At 69.2% G+C, this 14,280-nt stretch carries 12 protein-coding genes and 1 pseudogene; 5 read left to right on the forward strand and 8 right to left on the reverse strand.

Annotation, left to right across the window (positions count from 1 at the left end; translation table 11 throughout):
* Nucleotides 1–78: 78 nt before the first annotated feature.
* From ABT130_RS20070 to ABT130_RS20080, 3 genes and pseudogenes are all read right to left on the reverse strand, one after another.
* Nucleotides 79–465 (reverse strand): annotated as a pseudogene (locus tag ABT130_RS20070) (DUF779 domain-containing protein); the annotation flags it as partial.
* A complete protein-coding gene (gene adh / locus ABT130_RS20075) occupies nucleotides 465–1,982 on the reverse strand; it encodes an aldehyde dehydrogenase (protein ID WP_350921319.1) in 1,518 nt (505 codons plus the stop codon). The gene adh and the pseudogene ABT130_RS20070, both read right to left, overlap by 1 nt.
* A gap of 200 nt (nucleotides 1,983–2,182) precedes the next feature.
* Nucleotides 2,183–3,454 carry a GAF domain-containing protein gene (locus tag ABT130_RS20080; protein ID WP_350957198.1) on the reverse strand — a complete coding sequence of 424 codons (1,272 nt, stop codon included), beginning with the start codon at nucleotides 3,452–3,454 and terminating at the stop codon, nucleotides 2,183–2,185.
* Nucleotides 3,455–3,673: 219 nt separating this feature from the next.
* On the opposite strand from ABT130_RS20080, the gene ABT130_RS20085 reads away from it, so the two are divergent.
* Nucleotides 3,674–3,898 carry a hypothetical protein gene (locus ABT130_RS20085; protein WP_350957200.1) on the forward strand — a complete coding sequence of 75 codons (225 nt, stop codon included), beginning with the start codon at nucleotides 3,674–3,676 and terminating at the stop codon, nucleotides 3,896–3,898.
* Nucleotides 3,899–4,037: 139 nt separating this feature from the next.
* On the opposite strand, the gene ABT130_RS20090 is transcribed toward ABT130_RS20085, so the two are convergent.
* Nucleotides 4,038–4,286, reverse strand: a complete 249-nt coding sequence (locus ABT130_RS20090; RefSeq protein ID WP_350957202.1) for a DUF397 domain-containing protein — start codon at nucleotides 4,284–4,286, stop codon at nucleotides 4,038–4,040.
* Nucleotides 4,277–5,056, reverse strand: coding sequence for a helix-turn-helix domain-containing protein (locus tag ABT130_RS20095; RefSeq protein WP_350957204.1), 780 nt, complete (start codon nucleotides 5,054–5,056; stop codon nucleotides 4,277–4,279). Before ABT130_RS20095 ends, ABT130_RS20090 begins: the two co-directional genes overlap by 10 nt.
* A 106-nt stretch (nucleotides 5,057–5,162) precedes the next feature.
* Here ABT130_RS20095 and ABT130_RS20100 point away from each other — a divergent pair, with 106 nt between their 5' ends.
* Complete coding sequence (locus ABT130_RS20100; RefSeq protein WP_350921331.1) at nucleotides 5,163–5,651, forward strand: ATP-binding protein; 489 nt, start codon at nucleotides 5,163–5,165, stop codon at nucleotides 5,649–5,651.
* A 276-nt stretch (nucleotides 5,652–5,927) separates the two neighbouring features.
* Here ABT130_RS20100 and ABT130_RS20105 read toward each other — a convergent pair whose 3' ends face one another.
* The 3 genes from ABT130_RS20105 to ABT130_RS20115 form a co-directional block, all read right to left on the reverse strand.
* Complete coding sequence (locus tag ABT130_RS20105) at nucleotides 5,928–6,602, reverse strand: hypothetical protein (protein WP_350957206.1); 675 nt, start codon at nucleotides 6,600–6,602, stop codon at nucleotides 5,928–5,930.
* Entirely contained in the window at nucleotides 6,602–7,111 is a 510-nt protein-coding gene (locus ABT130_RS20110; protein ID WP_350957208.1) for a SigE family RNA polymerase sigma factor, read from the reverse strand. Before ABT130_RS20110 ends, ABT130_RS20105 begins: the two co-directional genes overlap by 1 nt.
* A 349-nt stretch (nucleotides 7,112–7,460) precedes the next feature.
* Complete coding sequence (locus ABT130_RS20115; RefSeq protein WP_350957210.1) at nucleotides 7,461–9,404, reverse strand: N-6 DNA methylase; 1,944 nt, start codon at nucleotides 9,402–9,404, stop codon at nucleotides 7,461–7,463.
* A 154-nt stretch (nucleotides 9,405–9,558) separates the two neighbouring features.
* Here ABT130_RS20115 and ABT130_RS20120 point away from each other — a divergent pair, with 154 nt between their 5' ends.
* The 3 genes from ABT130_RS20120 to ABT130_RS20130 all read left to right on the forward strand — a co-directional run bounded on the left by ABT130_RS20120 (nucleotide 9,559) and on the right by ABT130_RS20130 (nucleotide 14,194).
* Nucleotides 9,559–9,780, forward strand: coding sequence for a hypothetical protein (locus ABT130_RS20120; protein ID WP_350957212.1), 222 nt, complete (start codon nucleotides 9,559–9,561; stop codon nucleotides 9,778–9,780).
* 142 nt (nucleotides 9,781–9,922) lie between these two features.
* Nucleotides 9,923–12,163, forward strand: coding sequence for a family 2 encapsulin nanocompartment cargo protein terpene cyclase (locus ABT130_RS20125; protein ID WP_350957214.1), 2,241 nt, complete (start codon nucleotides 9,923–9,925; stop codon nucleotides 12,161–12,163).
* A gap of 243 nt (nucleotides 12,164–12,406) precedes the next feature.
* On the forward strand, nucleotides 12,407–14,194 hold the full coding sequence (locus tag ABT130_RS20130) for a pectate lyase-like domain-containing protein (RefSeq protein ID WP_350921340.1): 1,788 nt from the start codon (nucleotides 12,407–12,409) through the stop codon (nucleotides 14,192–14,194).
* The last annotated feature ends 86 nt before the right edge of the window (nucleotides 14,195–14,280 follow it).

The following is a 14,280-nucleotide window of genomic DNA, read 5'->3' on the forward strand; positions in this document are numbered from 1 at the left end:
CTCCCGCTGTGACTCTATTTGATGTTGCCCATCCCCCGTGTCGCCGGCGGCCCCGCTCGGTGGGGGAGGCTCCTTGCGGATCCGCTCGGCCTCCTCGTCGGTGAACAGCCGGGAGCGGATGAGGAAGCGCACCCCCTCCGGGGCCTCAAGGGAGAATCCTCCGCCGCGGCCGGGGACCACGTCCACCGTGAGGTGGGTGTGCCGCCAGTAGGCGTACTGGGAGGCGCTGATCCAGAACGGGGTGTCCAGGGCCAGCACGCCCAGCAGCAGGTCCGCGCCGCCGACCCGGAACTCGCCCCGGGGGTAGCACATGGGCGAGCTGCCGTCGCAGCAGCCGCCCGACTGGTGGAACATCAACGGGCCGTGCCGTTCGTGGAGCACGGTCAGCAGTTCCTCGGCGGCGGGGCTGAGCCGCACCCGCTCCACTCGGAGCGGGTGCGGCTCACCGGTGGGGCCGGTCGGCATCAGAAGAAGCCCAGTCTCTTGGGCGAGTAGCTGACCAGCAGGTTCTTGGTCTGCTGGTAGTGGTCCAGCATGACCCTGTGGTTCTCGCGGCCGATGCCCGACTGCTTGTAGCCGCCGAACGCGGCGTGCGCCGGATAAGCGTGGTAGCAGTTGGTCCACACCCGCCCGGCCTTGATCGCCCGGCCGAACCGGTAGGCGGTGTTCATGTCGCGGGTCCACACTCCGGCGCCCAGGCCGTACAGGGTGTCGTTGGCGATCTTCAGGGCCTCGTCCTCCGAGTCGAAGGTCGTCACCGAGACGACCGGCCCGAAGATCTCCTCCTGGAAGACGCGCATGTCGTTGGTGCCCTTGAAGATCGTCGGCTCGATGTAGTAGCCGCCCTCCAGGCCGGGAACCGTGCGCGGGCCGCCGCCGGTGAGCAGCTCGGCCCCCTCCTTCAGCCCGATGTCGATGTAGGACAGGATCTTCTCGTACTGGTCGTTGCTCGCCTGCGCGCCGATCATGGTGGCCGGGTCCAGCGGGTCGCCGCCGACGATGGCCCTGGTGCGGTCGAGTGCCCTGCTCATGAACTCGTCGTAGATGGACGCGTGGATCAGGGCCCGCGAGGGACAGGTGCACACCTCACCCTGGTTCAGGGCGAACATCACGAAACCCTCGATGGCCTTGTCCAGGAAGTCGTCGTCGGAGGCCGTGACGTCGGGAAGGAAGATGTTGGGGCTCTTGCCGCCGAGCTCCAGCGTCACCGGGATGATGTTCTCCGAGGCGTACTGCATGATCAGCCGCCCGGTCGTGGTCTCGCCGGTGAAGGCCACCTTGGCCACGCGCGGGCTGGAGGCCAGCGGCCGGCCCGCCTCCGCGCCGAACCCGTTGACGACGTTGATCACACCGGGCGGGAGCAGGTCGGCGATCAGCTCCATCACCAGCAGGATGCTGGTGGGGGTCTGCTCGGCGGGCTTGAGGACGACGCAGTTGCCCGCGGCCAGGGCGGGGGCGAGCTTCCACACCGCCATCAGGATGGGGAAGTTCCACGGGATGATCTGGCCCACCACGCCCAGCGGCTCGTGGAAGTGGTAGGCGACGGTGTCCTCGTCCAGCTGGCTGATGCCGCCCTCCTGGGCGCGGACGACCCCGGCGAAGTAGCGGAAGTGGTCGACGGCCAGCGGCAGGTCCGCGGCGAGCGTCTCGCGTACCGGCTTGCCGTTCTCCCAGGTCTCGGCGACGGCGAGCCGCTCCAGGTTCTCCTCGATGCGGTCGGCGATCCGGTTGAGGATGATCGACCGTTCGGCGGGTGAGGTCCGGCCCCAGGCCTCGGCCGCGTTGTGGGCGGCGTCCAGCGCCAGGTCGACGTCGGCCGCGGTGGAGCGGGCCACGCTGGTGAAGGTCTGCCCGGTGACCGGGCTCGGGTTGTCGAAGTAGGCCCCGTCCACCGGGGGCACCCACTCGCCGCCGATGAAGTTGTCGTACCGGGAGGCGTAGGTGACGATGCTTCCTTCGGAACCGGGTGGTGCGTAGACCATGGTTTCGCCCTCCTTCACATGGCTGTAACAGAGCCAACGATGGATGGGCGAGGTTGGTGAAAGGTTGGCGTCAGGGTGGACGGTGCCGGGGCCGCCCCGGGCGGCCCGGGGCGGCACGGGGGCCGTGGGCGGGCGGTGCCAGGGGATCGTCCGGAGCCTTCGGGCGGGCGACGGTGCCGAGGGGCGGCCGAGGGGTGAGGTCAGTCGTTCCGCGCCGTGCGGTGACGGGCGAGCGCCACCGCCCTGCGCGGGTCACCGGGCCCGAGGACCGCCAGGGCCCGCTCGTGTATCTCCAGGTCGTACGGGTGCAGCTCGCCGAAGCGGAACACCGGTCCCGGGCCATGCCACCGGAGGACGGCCTCGCGCAGCGCGACCTCGATGTGCTCGCGCCAGGTCCTGATCCCCGGCGCGTCGGACCACGGCAGCAGGGGGCCGCCGTAGAGCCGCGCCGCCTCCTCCACCCGCCCGGCGCGGAGGGCGGCGAGCACCTCGGCGGCGTCGCAGCCAACGGGCGCGGTCAGCTCGTACCGCCGGGTGGCCAGCGCGCCCGAGAGCGCCCGCCGCAGGTGGGAGACCTCCGCCTTGAGGGTGGTCGTGGCGACGTGCCGCTCGCCGTACAGCTCGTCCATCAGCCGCTCGGGGGACATCCCGGGTCCCTGCGGTCCCGCGAGAGCGAGCAGGGTGAGGATCTCCAGCTGGCGAGGGGGCAGCCGGACGGGAACGCCGTCACGGGTCAGCCCGGCGCCGCCGAGGGCGCGCAGCCGCAGACCGGAGCCACCGTTCCGGCCGGGACCTCCGGCGAAGGAGCCCTGGATGGAAGGCCCGCCCGCGGAGGGAGAGCCCATCCGTTCGGCCAGGCGGCTCTCGATGCCGCCGACCAGGGTGTGCAGTGCGGGCATGGCCAGGGGGTGCGAGCGCTCCCAGGTGCTCGACAGGTCGAGCACGCCGAGAACCTGGCCGCCGGGGGCCCGGATCGGGGCGCAGTAACAGACCCACCCGTGCAGGGCCCGCACGAGGTGCTCGGCTGAGAACACCTGGGTCGGGCGGCCGGTGCGCAGCGCGAGGGAGAGGGCGTTGGTGCCCATGGCCTGCTCGTCCCAGCGGCCCCCGGGGGCGAAGTTCACCGCCTCGGCCCGCCGCCGCATGACCCGGCCGCCGCAGGTCCACATGATGGTGCCCGTCTCGTCGGTGACCGCCGCGATGAAACCGCCGTCCTCGGCGATCCCGCGCAGCTCGTCGGCGACCGCGGTCAGCGGCTCGCGCAGCGGCGACTGCCGCCAGCGCTGACGGGCCTCGCCTTCCTCGGGGGCGCTGTCCTGCTCGGGTCGCACCGTCGCGATGGACCGGCGCCAGGAGTCGACGATCTCCGCCCTGAGTTGTCGGTGGCCATGCGGGTGCCCGCCCTGGAGCCAGCGTGTCCACTCCAGTTCCAGGTTGGTGCGATGCCGACGCAGCGCCTGGTTTCCTTCCATGACCCGCCTCAAACCCGTTGCCGCCTACCGTGATGATGCCTCACCCCGCGCCACGGCGCACCCTTTCGGGCCGGCGCCTCATGGGAATCGCAGCGTGGAGGCCCCGTCGTTCACGGCGGGGAGGAAACGCCAAGCTTTGGGCGCCGTGGGAATCTGAACGGTTACGAAATTCGGCCGAAGACCTGCGAGACGCCTGGTCGTACCGTGAAAGATGTGGGTATGTCGACTGTTGATCTCGATGCCAAGGCGGAGAAGGCTCTGAACGAGCTGACCTCTGATGGCCGTTCGGCGACCGAAGCCGTTCGCGAAGCGCTCGTCATCGCTCAGCGTCTCCACCGCATGGAGTTGGCCCGAGTCGCAGCCGAGAGGCTGGCAGGCGATCCCGCGGACAGGGCCGAAGCGGAAGCGATCATGAGAGACACGGAGCACCTGCGTGCGTGGTGACGTGTGTCGGCTACGCCCTGCACACCGTCCTTGGCATGCTCCAGTAGAGAGGACGCGGACCATACCGAGCCCGCTTCCTCTGTCGTGATCTCACAGCGAGTCGGGATCGTGACAGAGGAAGCGGGGTGGCGTCGAGCTTTCAGCCTTGGTGGCCGCGGTCGAACTCGTTGGCCTTCACGCCGTTGATGAAGGCGTCCCACTCGGCGGGGGTGAAGAAGAGCTTGGGGCCTTCGGGGTCCTTGGAATCGCGTACGGCGATCAGCTCGGGGTGCTCGGCCTTGTGGCCGGGGGCGTCGACGACATCCTTGAGCTCCGCGACCTCAACGCAGTTTCCGCCGTTGTCCCCGGTCCAAGTCGACTTACGCCATTGAGCTTTGCTCAGGTCCATCTTTCCTCTGCCGTCCTTTTGATGAGGTCTATCGACATGCGTAGCGGCAACGCCTCGGTCCTGATGGACTCGAACTTCCGGATTGCGTAGCGGACTTCTTCGTGATCACTGACGGTGAGTCCATGTAGAGCCGTGTCCACGTACGCTACATCGATTCCACCATCAAAGGTCGCGATGGTGAACCCGCTGAGCAGACCCGGATGCATTCCGTGGGGAATCACCTGGATACTAAGCGTGGGGCTGATTATGGAACACAGATACTCCAGCTGCCCTCGCATGTCCTTGGGTTCACCTATGGGGCGATAGAGAACAGCCTCATCGATGACGCATCGGAGGATCGGGGGCTGCGGATTCTCCCGGGTGAGGATCGACTGACGTTCCAGGCGAGCTCTCAGGGCTATCTCGTCGCCATGCATCACCACACGGGCGTAAGCCTCGGTCTGAAGCAGCCCTGGAATCAGAAGAGGTTCGTAGGCGCGCAGCTCAGTTGCCTCCTGCTCCCTTGCCCGCCACTTGCCGAACCATGACGGGAACTGTTGCCCCTTCCGCCAGTCGAGGAGGCGGCGGAGGGCGCCGCCCGTGTTGAGGACCGCGTCGCAGGCGTCGGCGAACTCCGGGCTGGCCGGGATCTGGCCGGTCTCCACCCCGCTGATCAGGGACTCGCTGAAATGGATCTTCTCGGCCAGCTGACTCTGGGTGAGCCCCGCCGCTTTCCGGTAGTGCTTCAGCTCCCGGCCCCATATTGCCTGAGGTGTGTAAAGGTCGACCACGATGCCCTCCTTGCCGGAATTCAACAACGGCCGTGCGAATCCCCAACGCTCGTCGATGGTAACCGTTCGACTACCAAGCGTAGCCATATCGCGGCACGCTGGCTATATGGATTCCAAAGAAGAGAGGGAGGCCGGAAAAGAGGCTCTCAAGGCGTACGCGGCACTGATCGAATATCGCTACACGCTGGACCCTTCCCTGGCCGTGCTGGGGGAGAGATGGATACCGCGTGAAACGAGAAACGTGGCCTCCGCCCGCCGATTCGTCCGGGACATCGCCACCGACTGGAACACGTCGGAAGACATCCCGGAAATCGCCGAACTCCTGGTCTCCGAACTCGTCACCAACGCGATCGCATACGGCTCGCCGGACGTTCCAGAGCCGACCGCCATCCGTGTCAGAACCACCAGGGAGAAAGAATTGATGACCGTGGACGTCTATGACTCCTGCATGGCCGTCCCCCGGATGAGACAGACCGACCACCTGGCGACCTCCGGCAGGGGCCTCACCATCGTCGAAGACCTCTCCCACAACTGGGGCTGGACCCTCAACCCCTACGGAAAGTCCGTCTGGTTCCAGTTGGTGGCATGGCCCTGAGGCTGTAGAGATCGGAGGTGGTCACTTTTTCGCAGTGACCACCTCCAAGAGCCGAGCTCATGCCTACTCGCCGCGAAGGCCCGAGGTTGGCGGTGAGATGGATCATGGTACAGATGGTCACCGCGACCTGCGGAAACATGCAAGATCGCGATATCCCGCCACGGTCGAGCGTACAGGCCATCTTGCCGGCGAGCGGTTCCAGCGACCGCCGACGTTGAACAGCGGTCCGCCGAGGGGCGGGTCAGGCCCCTCAGCGGTGTGAGAGATCAAGACACGTCACAGGGCGATTCGCTGCAGGGCCCTCCCCTTCGCGCCGGTGAAGACAAGGCTCCGCATGCCGGCTCCAGGGGGATACTCGACGGCCCAAAGCCCGAGCCCTGGACTGACGCCCCGGGCGAGGCTGCCTGGAACCTTCCGCCCGTCCCTGGTGACAGCCGTCACTCCGTGTACGTCGTCCTTGGCCACACCAAACCAGACGTGCACGCCGCGTAGCTTGCCCTGCCTGCGGGCGAACTCCTTGGCGGCGAGGGGCGGAAATCCGGAGCAGGAGCCACCGTTCGGCCCGCTCTCGCAAAGGAGAAGCCCCTTCTTGCCGGGCGCGTCGCTCACCCACATCAGCAGCGGCGGCACGGAGGCGACCTTCCCCTTGGGGGGGAACTTCTTCTTCAATTCCGCGAATCCCTTGTAGGTGGGCCGTGGCGTGGCCTTGACGGAGGGCGTGGCGGAGGGGGTGGCGGGCACGGCGACAGCGACGCCGTCCTGCCGCGGCCACGGGTGAACCGTCCCGACCGCGAGGACGGCCGCGACCGCCACCGCGGCCGTGGTCCCGGCGACGGCAGCACGATGACGTCTGCGCACGGCACGTCCTGCTGCCATGGCCTGGTTCACGTCAACCGCGGTAGGCGGCTGCTCGTGCGTCGCCAGCGAGTCGAACATCTGCTTGACATCCATCAGTGGCCCTCCATACGTGCGAGACGGGACTCCGGCGCACCGAGCATCGAGCGCAGGGTGGCGAGGCCGCGGGCGGTCTGGCTCTTGACGGTTCCGGTGGAGCAGCCGAGCGCGTGGGCGGTCTGTTCCACGCTCAGGTCGCAGTGAAAGCGGAGTACGAGGGTGGCGCGTTGGCGCGGAGGGACGGCGGCGAGGGCTCGGTTGAGGTCCATGGCCATGTCCCGGTCGCCGGTTTCGAGCGGCTGGTGGGATATCGCGGACGTCAGCCGTACCCGGGAAAACCAGCCCCCTCGCTGTTCGGCGAGGAAGACCCGGATCAGCATCACCCGTACGTAGGCGTCGAGGTCATCGGCGGCTCGCGCCTGGCGCCATTTGACGTAGAGCCGCGTTATCGCCGTCTGCACCAGGTCATCGGCGCGGTGCCAGTCCTGGCACAGCGGGTAAGCGATCTTCCGCAACCAGGACAGCCGGCCACTCACGTAGGCGGTGTACTCCTCGTCAAGGCTCATGGGTCTCCCAGATCGATGGCTTCACATCCCAGGAGATGCTTCCGGCCCGGGTGCCGGTTGCATGGGACGGGCAGGCTTGGGATCGTCGGGCGGCGATCAGCAGCAGGTGCGGTGTCGGCGAACCGCTCCTGTAGGGCGGTTGCGGGCTGTGCTGGATCGTCTGGGCCGTCGCGTAGCCCGCGATGCGGCCGGCGAGGGTGAGCGCCCGGCGGTCGGCGGTGGCCTGCTCGAACAGCTCGGCGGCGCGCCGGTAGGACAGCCGAGCCCGGCCGATGGCGGGATCGACCCCGCAGCCATCAGCTATCGACCGGGCAGGGCCAGGTCGTGCCCGCCCGTGCGGAAGGACACCTCAGGCCGGGGGAGCGAGGGTTCCGGCGGCGAGGGCGTGGGTCAGGGCGGTGGCGGCGGTCTGGCCCGAGGTGGTCAGCTCCCGGAGTTCGGCCTCGAAGGTGAAGATCCTGCGGAAGGTGTCGCCGTACCTTCGCTGCTCCTCGACCGAGAGGCGCGGCACCTGGGCGCGGCGCGGGTCGAAGCGGGTGGAGCCCGACTGGGTGCCGGTCGTCGCACCCGGGGAGAGCGCCCGGACGAAGCCCGCGAGGAAGAACGGGTCCAGCCGGTCGGGGTCGGGGCGCAGCAGGACGAGCCGGGGGCCGAGCAGCAGGCCGGTCTCCTCGATCACCCGGGTGGCCAGGCCGCCGGTCCCGATGGCGGCGACCACGTCTCCGGGCTCGATCCTGACCCGGCCCTCGGGGCGGGTGCGCGTCTCCACCGCGCCCCCGTCCAGGACGTGCCGGTCGGTCAGCACCGGATCGCCCGAGCCGTCGATCTCGAAGCGCCCCGCCTGCCAGACGGCCAGCGCCCCGATCCGCTCCAGTTCCGCCAGCGTGACGGACGGCAACTCCTGGCCGGTGCCGGGGACGGCCTCGGGGACGAGGGTGGCCAGCCGCCCGAGCCGCTCGGCCAGGCGCTCGCGGAGCAGGAGATAACCCTCCGCGGAGACCTGCTCCTCGGTTCCGAGATACCGGGAAGGGGTGACGTCGACGTCCTCGTCGACCAGCTCGATGATCGGGACCGTCCGGCTCTCGCCCGGCCTGTCGACGTCGAGGTCGGGGTCCGCGCGGAACTCGTGCCACCGCTCGGCCACCGCGTCGAGGTTTCCCAGGTCGGCCTCGGCCATCAGGACGCGGGAGGGGGTGCGGTCGTCGGCGGTGGGCTTGCGCAGCACCCAGATGTGCACGGGCAGCGCGGTGCCACCCGACGCGACCTTCGGGGGGAGGCCGATGACGGCCCGCAGGGTTCCGCGCCGCAGCAGGTTGCTGCGGATGCGGCGGCCCGAGCGGCGGTTGGCGGCGATCGCGGGCATCAGCAGCACCGCGACGCCACCCGGCGCCAGGTGGGCGAGCGCGTGCTGGACCCAGGCCAGCTCCGACTCCATCTTGGGCGGCAGCCCGTACTCCCAGCGCGGGTCGCTTGTCAGCTCGTCGTATCCCCAGTGGCGCTCGTTGAACGGGGGATGGCACACCACGGCGTCGACGGTCAGGTCGGGCCAGGCGTCATGGCGCAGCGAGTCGCCCGTCCTGACCTCGCCACCGGTCTCCGGCGCACCGCCCGCCGCCCTGCCGCCCGCCCGCTTCCGGCCGGCCGCCGGCGTCTTGTCGCCCGCTCCGGCCAGTGCCAGGCGTGACTGCGCCAGCCGGGCGAGGGAGTCGTCGTACTCCTGCCCGTACGCGCGCCGCCCCGGGGCCGCCGCGGCGAGCAGGACGCCGAGACCGCAGGCGGGGTCGAGGACGGATTGGGCGTCGGGCCCCGCCAGGTGGGCCATGAAGTCCGCGATCTCGGCGGGCGTCTCGGCCAGGCGGCGCGAGTGGACGTCGGCGTAGCGGTCCAGCAGGAAGCGGATGGCCCCAGGGCCGCCCTCCTCCTCGGCGTACCGCCTGATCAGCTGCCACGCGGGGGCCGGGACGGTGTGGGGCCGGCCCTGGCCGAGCAGGAGCTCGGCGGCCTCGGCGACGACCTCGCCGAGCCTGAGGTCGTCGCCGGCGGCGCGGACCTGCTGCCAGACGCGCTCGCGTAGCGGGAGCTCGGCCACCTTGCCCTGCGCAAGCAGCCACGCCTCGACGGCGCCGAGTGAGAAGGTCGGGCTGGTCGCCGTCCCGCCCACGGGCTCGGGGAAGTCCTCGTGCCGTCGCCGCCAGTTGCTCACGGCCGCGCGGCCGACGCCCGCCATCCGTGCGATGTCGGCGGCGGTGACGCTCGCCTCGTCCCCTGCCATCGCCAGCCTCCGTTTTCCCACGTCAGCTCATTCGACATGTGGACGACAACTTATCTCACGGCGTTGACGGGCGTCGATCGGCGGCATCGGGTACGTGTATTTGGTTCACGCGACGAAGGGGCCGGCGTAAAAGGACCTGCGAATTGTCGGTGGGGCAGGCAAGGATGACCCCATCATGGTTATCCACCCGTCTCTCCCGTTCACCGCCACGACGTCCCCGAGCGGGGACATCGTGGTCTTCTACGTCGGCACCGAGCCCCGGATGACACCGGAGCAGGCGCTCGCGTTCGCCGACCAGCTCCGTGACCTCGCGGCCGGTGCGTCGCGCCCGGGTTGCCGGGAGCACCGGTCGGCGGGCACCGGATGTCCTGACCGTGCCATGGCGTATTCGCGATAATCCCTTTCACTCTCCGTGGTCATTGCGTAACGTTCTGCCTGTCGTGGCTTCCGGAAAGGGGGGCCGCCTCATCGATTCGCCGTGCTCCCGATGCCCAAGGGCGCTCCCGAGGACGTCGAAGTCGGATACGGAAGGACGGAACATGCAACCCTTCGAGCTCCCTGACTTCTACCTGCCGTATCCGGCCAGGCTGAACCCCCACGTGGAGACCGCGCGCGAGCACACCAGGGCCTGGGCACACGACATGGGCATCCTCGATCCCGACCTCGGCATCTGGGACGAGGACAGGCTGGAGGCGATGGACTACGGCCTGCTCTGCGCCTACACCCACCCCGACGCGCCCGCCGGTGAGCTCGACCTCATCACCGACTGGTACGTGTGGGTGTTCTTCTTCGACGACCACTTCCTGGAGGCCTTCAAGCGCAGCGGTGACCTGGCCGGGGCCAAGGAATACCTCGACCGGCTGGCGGCCTTCATGCCGGTGCACCCCACCGGGCCCGCTCCCGAGCCGGAGAACCCGGTGGAGCGCGGCCTGGCCGACCTGTGGGCCCGCACCATCCCGGCCATGTCCGCCGACTGGCGGGCCCGGTTCGTCGAGAGCACCAGGAACCTCCTCGACGAGTCCCTCTGGGAGCTCGCCAACATCAACGCCGGACGCGTCGCCAACCCGATCGAGTACATCGAGATGCGGCGTAAGGTCGGCGGCGCCCCCTGGTCGGCCAACCTGGTGGAGCACGCCGCGGGCGCGGAGGTCCCGGCCGCCGTCGCCGCCAGCAGGCCGATGCGGGTGCTGAGGGACACCTTCGCCGACGGGGTGCACCTGCGCAACGACCTCTTCTCCTACGAGCGGGAGGTCGGCGACGAGGGCGAGCTCAGCAACGGGGTGCTGGTCTTCGAGCGCTTCCTGGGCTACGACACCCAGCAGGCGGCCGACGCGGTCAACGACCTGATCACCTCCAGGCTGCACCAGTTCGAGAACACCGCCCTCACCGAGTTGCCGGCCCTCTTCGAGGAGCACGGCCTGGACCTGAAGGCTCGCATCGACGTCCTCGCGTACGTCAAGGGGCTCCAGGACTGGCAGTCGGGTGGCCATGAGTGGCACATGCGCTCCAGCCGCTACATGAACGGCGCCTCGCAGACCTCCCCGGTCGCCCCGGCCCTCCTCGGCGGTCCCACCGGCCTGGGCACCTCGGCGGCGCGCATCAGGCTGGCGCCCGGCATCACCGGCCCGGGTGGGATCAGGAGTCACCTCCACGTCCCCCTGCAGAAGGTGGGGGCGGTGCCGCTGCCCGAGATCTACATGCCATACACGGCCAGGATGAACCCCAACCTGGACAGCGCCCGCCGCCACGCGGTGGAGTGGGCGCGTGAGATGGGGATGTTCGAGCAGCTACCCGGCTTCCCCGGGCTGGCCATCTGGACCGAGCGCAAGTTCGACGGCTACGACTTCGCCATCTGTGCCGGGGCGATCAACCCGGACGCGCCCGGCCCCGAGCTGGACATCTCGACGTTCTGGCTCACCTGGGGGACCTACGCCGACGACTACTTCCCGGTGATGTTCGGACCCCGGCGTGACATGCTCGGCGCGAAGGTGTTCAACGAGCGGCTGTCGGCGTTCATGCCGCTCGACCTCTCCGCCACCCCGCCGCCGGCCAACCCGATCGAGCGTGGCCTGGCCGACCTGTGGTTCCGTACCGCGACCCCCATGTCGGAGAGCGCGCGTGCCGGGTTCCGCCGGACCGTCGAGGACATGACGGAGAGCTGGCTGTGGGAGCTGGCCAACCACATCCAGAACCGGGTTCCCGACCCGGTCGACTACATCGAGATGCGCCGCAAGACCTTCGGCTCCGACCTCACCATGAGCCTGTCCCGGCTGGCCCACGGCCAGTCGGTGCCGCCCGAGGTCTACAACACCCGGACGATGCGCGGGCTGGACGACTCGGCCGCCGACTACGCCTGCCTGGTCAACGACCTCTGCTCCTACCAGAAGGAGATCCAGTTCGAAGGCGAGCTGCACAACTGCGTGCTGGTCGTGCAGGACTTCCTCAACTGCGACCTGCGACAGGCGGTCGACATCGTCAACGACCTGATGACGTCTCGAATGCGACAGTTCGAGCACACCGTCGCCACCGAGATCCCGGCTCTGTTCGACGACTTCGACCTCGACGGGGAGGCTCGGGAAACAGTCAACGGATACGTGGCGGAGCTGCAGGACTGGATGGCGGGCGTCCTGCTCTGGCACATGAAGACCCGCCGCTACGACGAGTCCGAGCTGAACTACCCACCCGCGACGACACGGCCCCTCGGTGCCCCCGCCGGGCTCGGCACCGCGGCCGCTCACCTTGGGGCGTCCGCGCACCGATACCTCGCGGCGGGTCTTTGAGCATCGATGTGGCCGAGCGTGCCCTGTGCTCTCGCAGGGCCGCTTCCGGGCAGGCGGACAAAGGTGCCGCGCTGCCGTAGCGCGAGGCGGCGTTGACCGGATAGAAATACGTCAACCCTTCATTTAAGGCTTGACGTAAGCATGGCGGCACTGAGAGAGCGCTCTCTCGGTGCCTCGGCGTCGTCATGCCGCCCGTGCTCGATAGGCAGGTCGATGAGAACAGCCCGCGACCAGGATGTGCGTGTGACCTCGCGTACACGCAGAGGCATCTCCCTAATCCGTCTCCTCGCGCTGGCCGCCTCGGCGGCGGCGCTCGCCGCCACCGGCCTGGTGTCCGTGGCGGGCCCCGCCGCCGCGCACCCGGGCGGGGAGCCGGACTTCGGGCCCAACGTCTTCGTGTACGACCCGTCGACGCCCGCCCCCCAGATCCAGGCCAAGCTCGACGAGATCTTCACCCGGCAGGAGAACAACGAGATGGGCACGGACCGCTACGCCGTGCTCTTCAAGCCCGGCCGCTACGACGTCAACGCGAAGCTCGGCTACTACACGACCGTCGCCGGCCTCGGCCAGTCGCCGGACGACGTCGACATCCACGGCGCGGTACGGGTCGTCGGCCAGCCCGATCCGACCTCGGCGGCGGGCATCTCCGCGCTCACCAACTTCTGGCGCTCCGCCGAGAACCTGTCCGTGACGCCGACCGACTGGTCGAACCAGTGGGCGGTGTCGCAGGCGTCACCGATGCGACGGGTCCACATTCGCGGCACCCTCTGGCTGGAGCCGGGGAACGGCGGATTCTCCAGCGGCGGGTACATCGCCGACTCGAAGGTCGACGGGGTCACGATCAACGGCTCGCAGCAGCAGTGGCTGACGCGCGACAGCGTGCTCGGCGACGTCTGGACCAACGGGGTCTGGAACCAGGTGTTCTCCGGCGTGGTGGGTGCCCCCGAGGGAGGCTTCCCCAACCCGCCCTACACGACGCTGCCCACCAGTCCGGTGACGCGTGAGAAGCCCTTCCTGTACGTCGACGGCTCGGGCGCCTACCGGGTCTTCGTCCCGGCCCTGCGCCGCGACACCTCGGGCACGACGTGGGCCGACGGCCGGCAGCAGGGCTCGTCGCTGCCGATCCGTGACTTCTTCATCGCCAAGCCGACCGACAGCGCGCGGAAGATCAACCAGGAGTTGTCGCGCGGCAGGCACCTGCTGCTCACCCCGGGCGTCTACCACCTCGACCGGGCCCTGCGGGTCAAGCACAAGGACACCGTGGTGCTCGGGCTCGGCATGCCGAGCCTGGCCCCCGACACCGGTGACGCGGCACTGCGTGTCGAGGACGTCGACGGCGTCCGGATCGCGGGTGTGCTCGTCGACGCCGGGCGGCGCGAGTCCGACACGCTCGTCGAGGTCGGCGGCGACCGCAACAGCCACCGGGACCACGCCAGGAACCCGATCTCGCTGCAGGACGTCTTCTTCCGCATCGGCGGACCGTGGGTGGGCAGGGCGAAGACGAGCCTCGTGGTCAACAGCGACGACACGATCATCGACAACATCTGGGCCTGGCGCGGCGACCACGGCAACGGGATCGGCTGGACCCAGAACACGGCGGACACGGGCGTCGTGGTCAACGGCGACGACGTGACGGCGTACGGCCTGTTCGTCGAGCACTACCAGAAGTACCAGACGATCTGGAACGGGGAGAGGGGCCGGACGATCTTCTACCAGAGCGAGCTTCCCTACGACCCACCGAGCCAGGCGGCCTGGACCAGCCCGACCGGTAAGGGCTGGGCGTCGTACAAGGTCGGCCGCGGGGTGCGGACCCACGAGGCGTGGGGCCTGGGCGTCTACTCCTACTTCAACCAGGGAGTGGACATCCGCACGGACCGGGCGATCGAGGTGCCCAAGACCCGGGACGTTCGCTTCCACAACATGGTCACGGTCTTCCTCAACGGCAGCGGCGGCATCGAACGGACCATCAACGAGGCGGGCACCCCCGTCGTGGGCTCCTACGGGACGAGCAACGTGGTCAGCTACCCCTGACCCGATCCGGCCGGTGAACGGCGCCGCCCAAGGAGGGCCGTGGTGCGCGGGCCTCCTTGGGCGGTGTCCAAGGGACGTGTTCCCGC

The organism is Streptosporangium sp. NPDC001681, from assembly GCF_040298085.1.
Lineage (GTDB): Bacteria > Actinomycetota > Actinomycetes > Streptosporangiales > Streptosporangiaceae > Streptosporangium.

What these genes read in the sequence shown, in the direction of transcription:
- adh (WP_350921319.1), bottom strand. Translation starts at nt 1,982, where the DNA reads ATGGTCTACGCACCACCCGGTTCCGAAGGAAGCATCGTCACCTACGCC.
- ABT130_RS20080 (WP_350957198.1), bottom strand. Translation starts at nt 3,454, where the DNA reads ATGGAAGGAAACCAGGCGCTGCGTCGGCATCGCACCAACCTGGAACTG.
- ABT130_RS20085 (WP_350957200.1), top strand. Translation starts at nt 3,674, where the DNA reads ATGTCGACTGTTGATCTCGATGCCAAGGCGGAGAAGGCTCTGAACGAG.
- ABT130_RS20090 (WP_350957202.1), bottom strand. Translation starts at nt 4,286, where the DNA reads ATGGACCTGAGCAAAGCTCAATGGCGTAAGTCGACTTGGACCGGGGAC.
- ABT130_RS20100 (WP_350921331.1), top strand. Translation starts at nt 5,163, where the DNA reads ATGGATTCCAAAGAAGAGAGGGAGGCCGGAAAAGAGGCTCTCAAGGCG.
- ABT130_RS20105 (WP_350957206.1), bottom strand. Translation starts at nt 6,602, where the DNA reads ATGGATGTCAAGCAGATGTTCGACTCGCTGGCGACGCACGAGCAGCCG.
- ABT130_RS20110 (WP_350957208.1), bottom strand. Translation starts at nt 7,111, where the DNA reads ATGAGCCTTGACGAGGAGTACACCGCCTACGTGAGTGGCCGGCTGTCC.
- ABT130_RS20120 (WP_350957212.1), top strand. Translation starts at nt 9,559, where the DNA reads ATGGTTATCCACCCGTCTCTCCCGTTCACCGCCACGACGTCCCCGAGC.
- ABT130_RS20125 (WP_350957214.1), top strand. Translation starts at nt 9,923, where the DNA reads ATGCAACCCTTCGAGCTCCCTGACTTCTACCTGCCGTATCCGGCCAGG.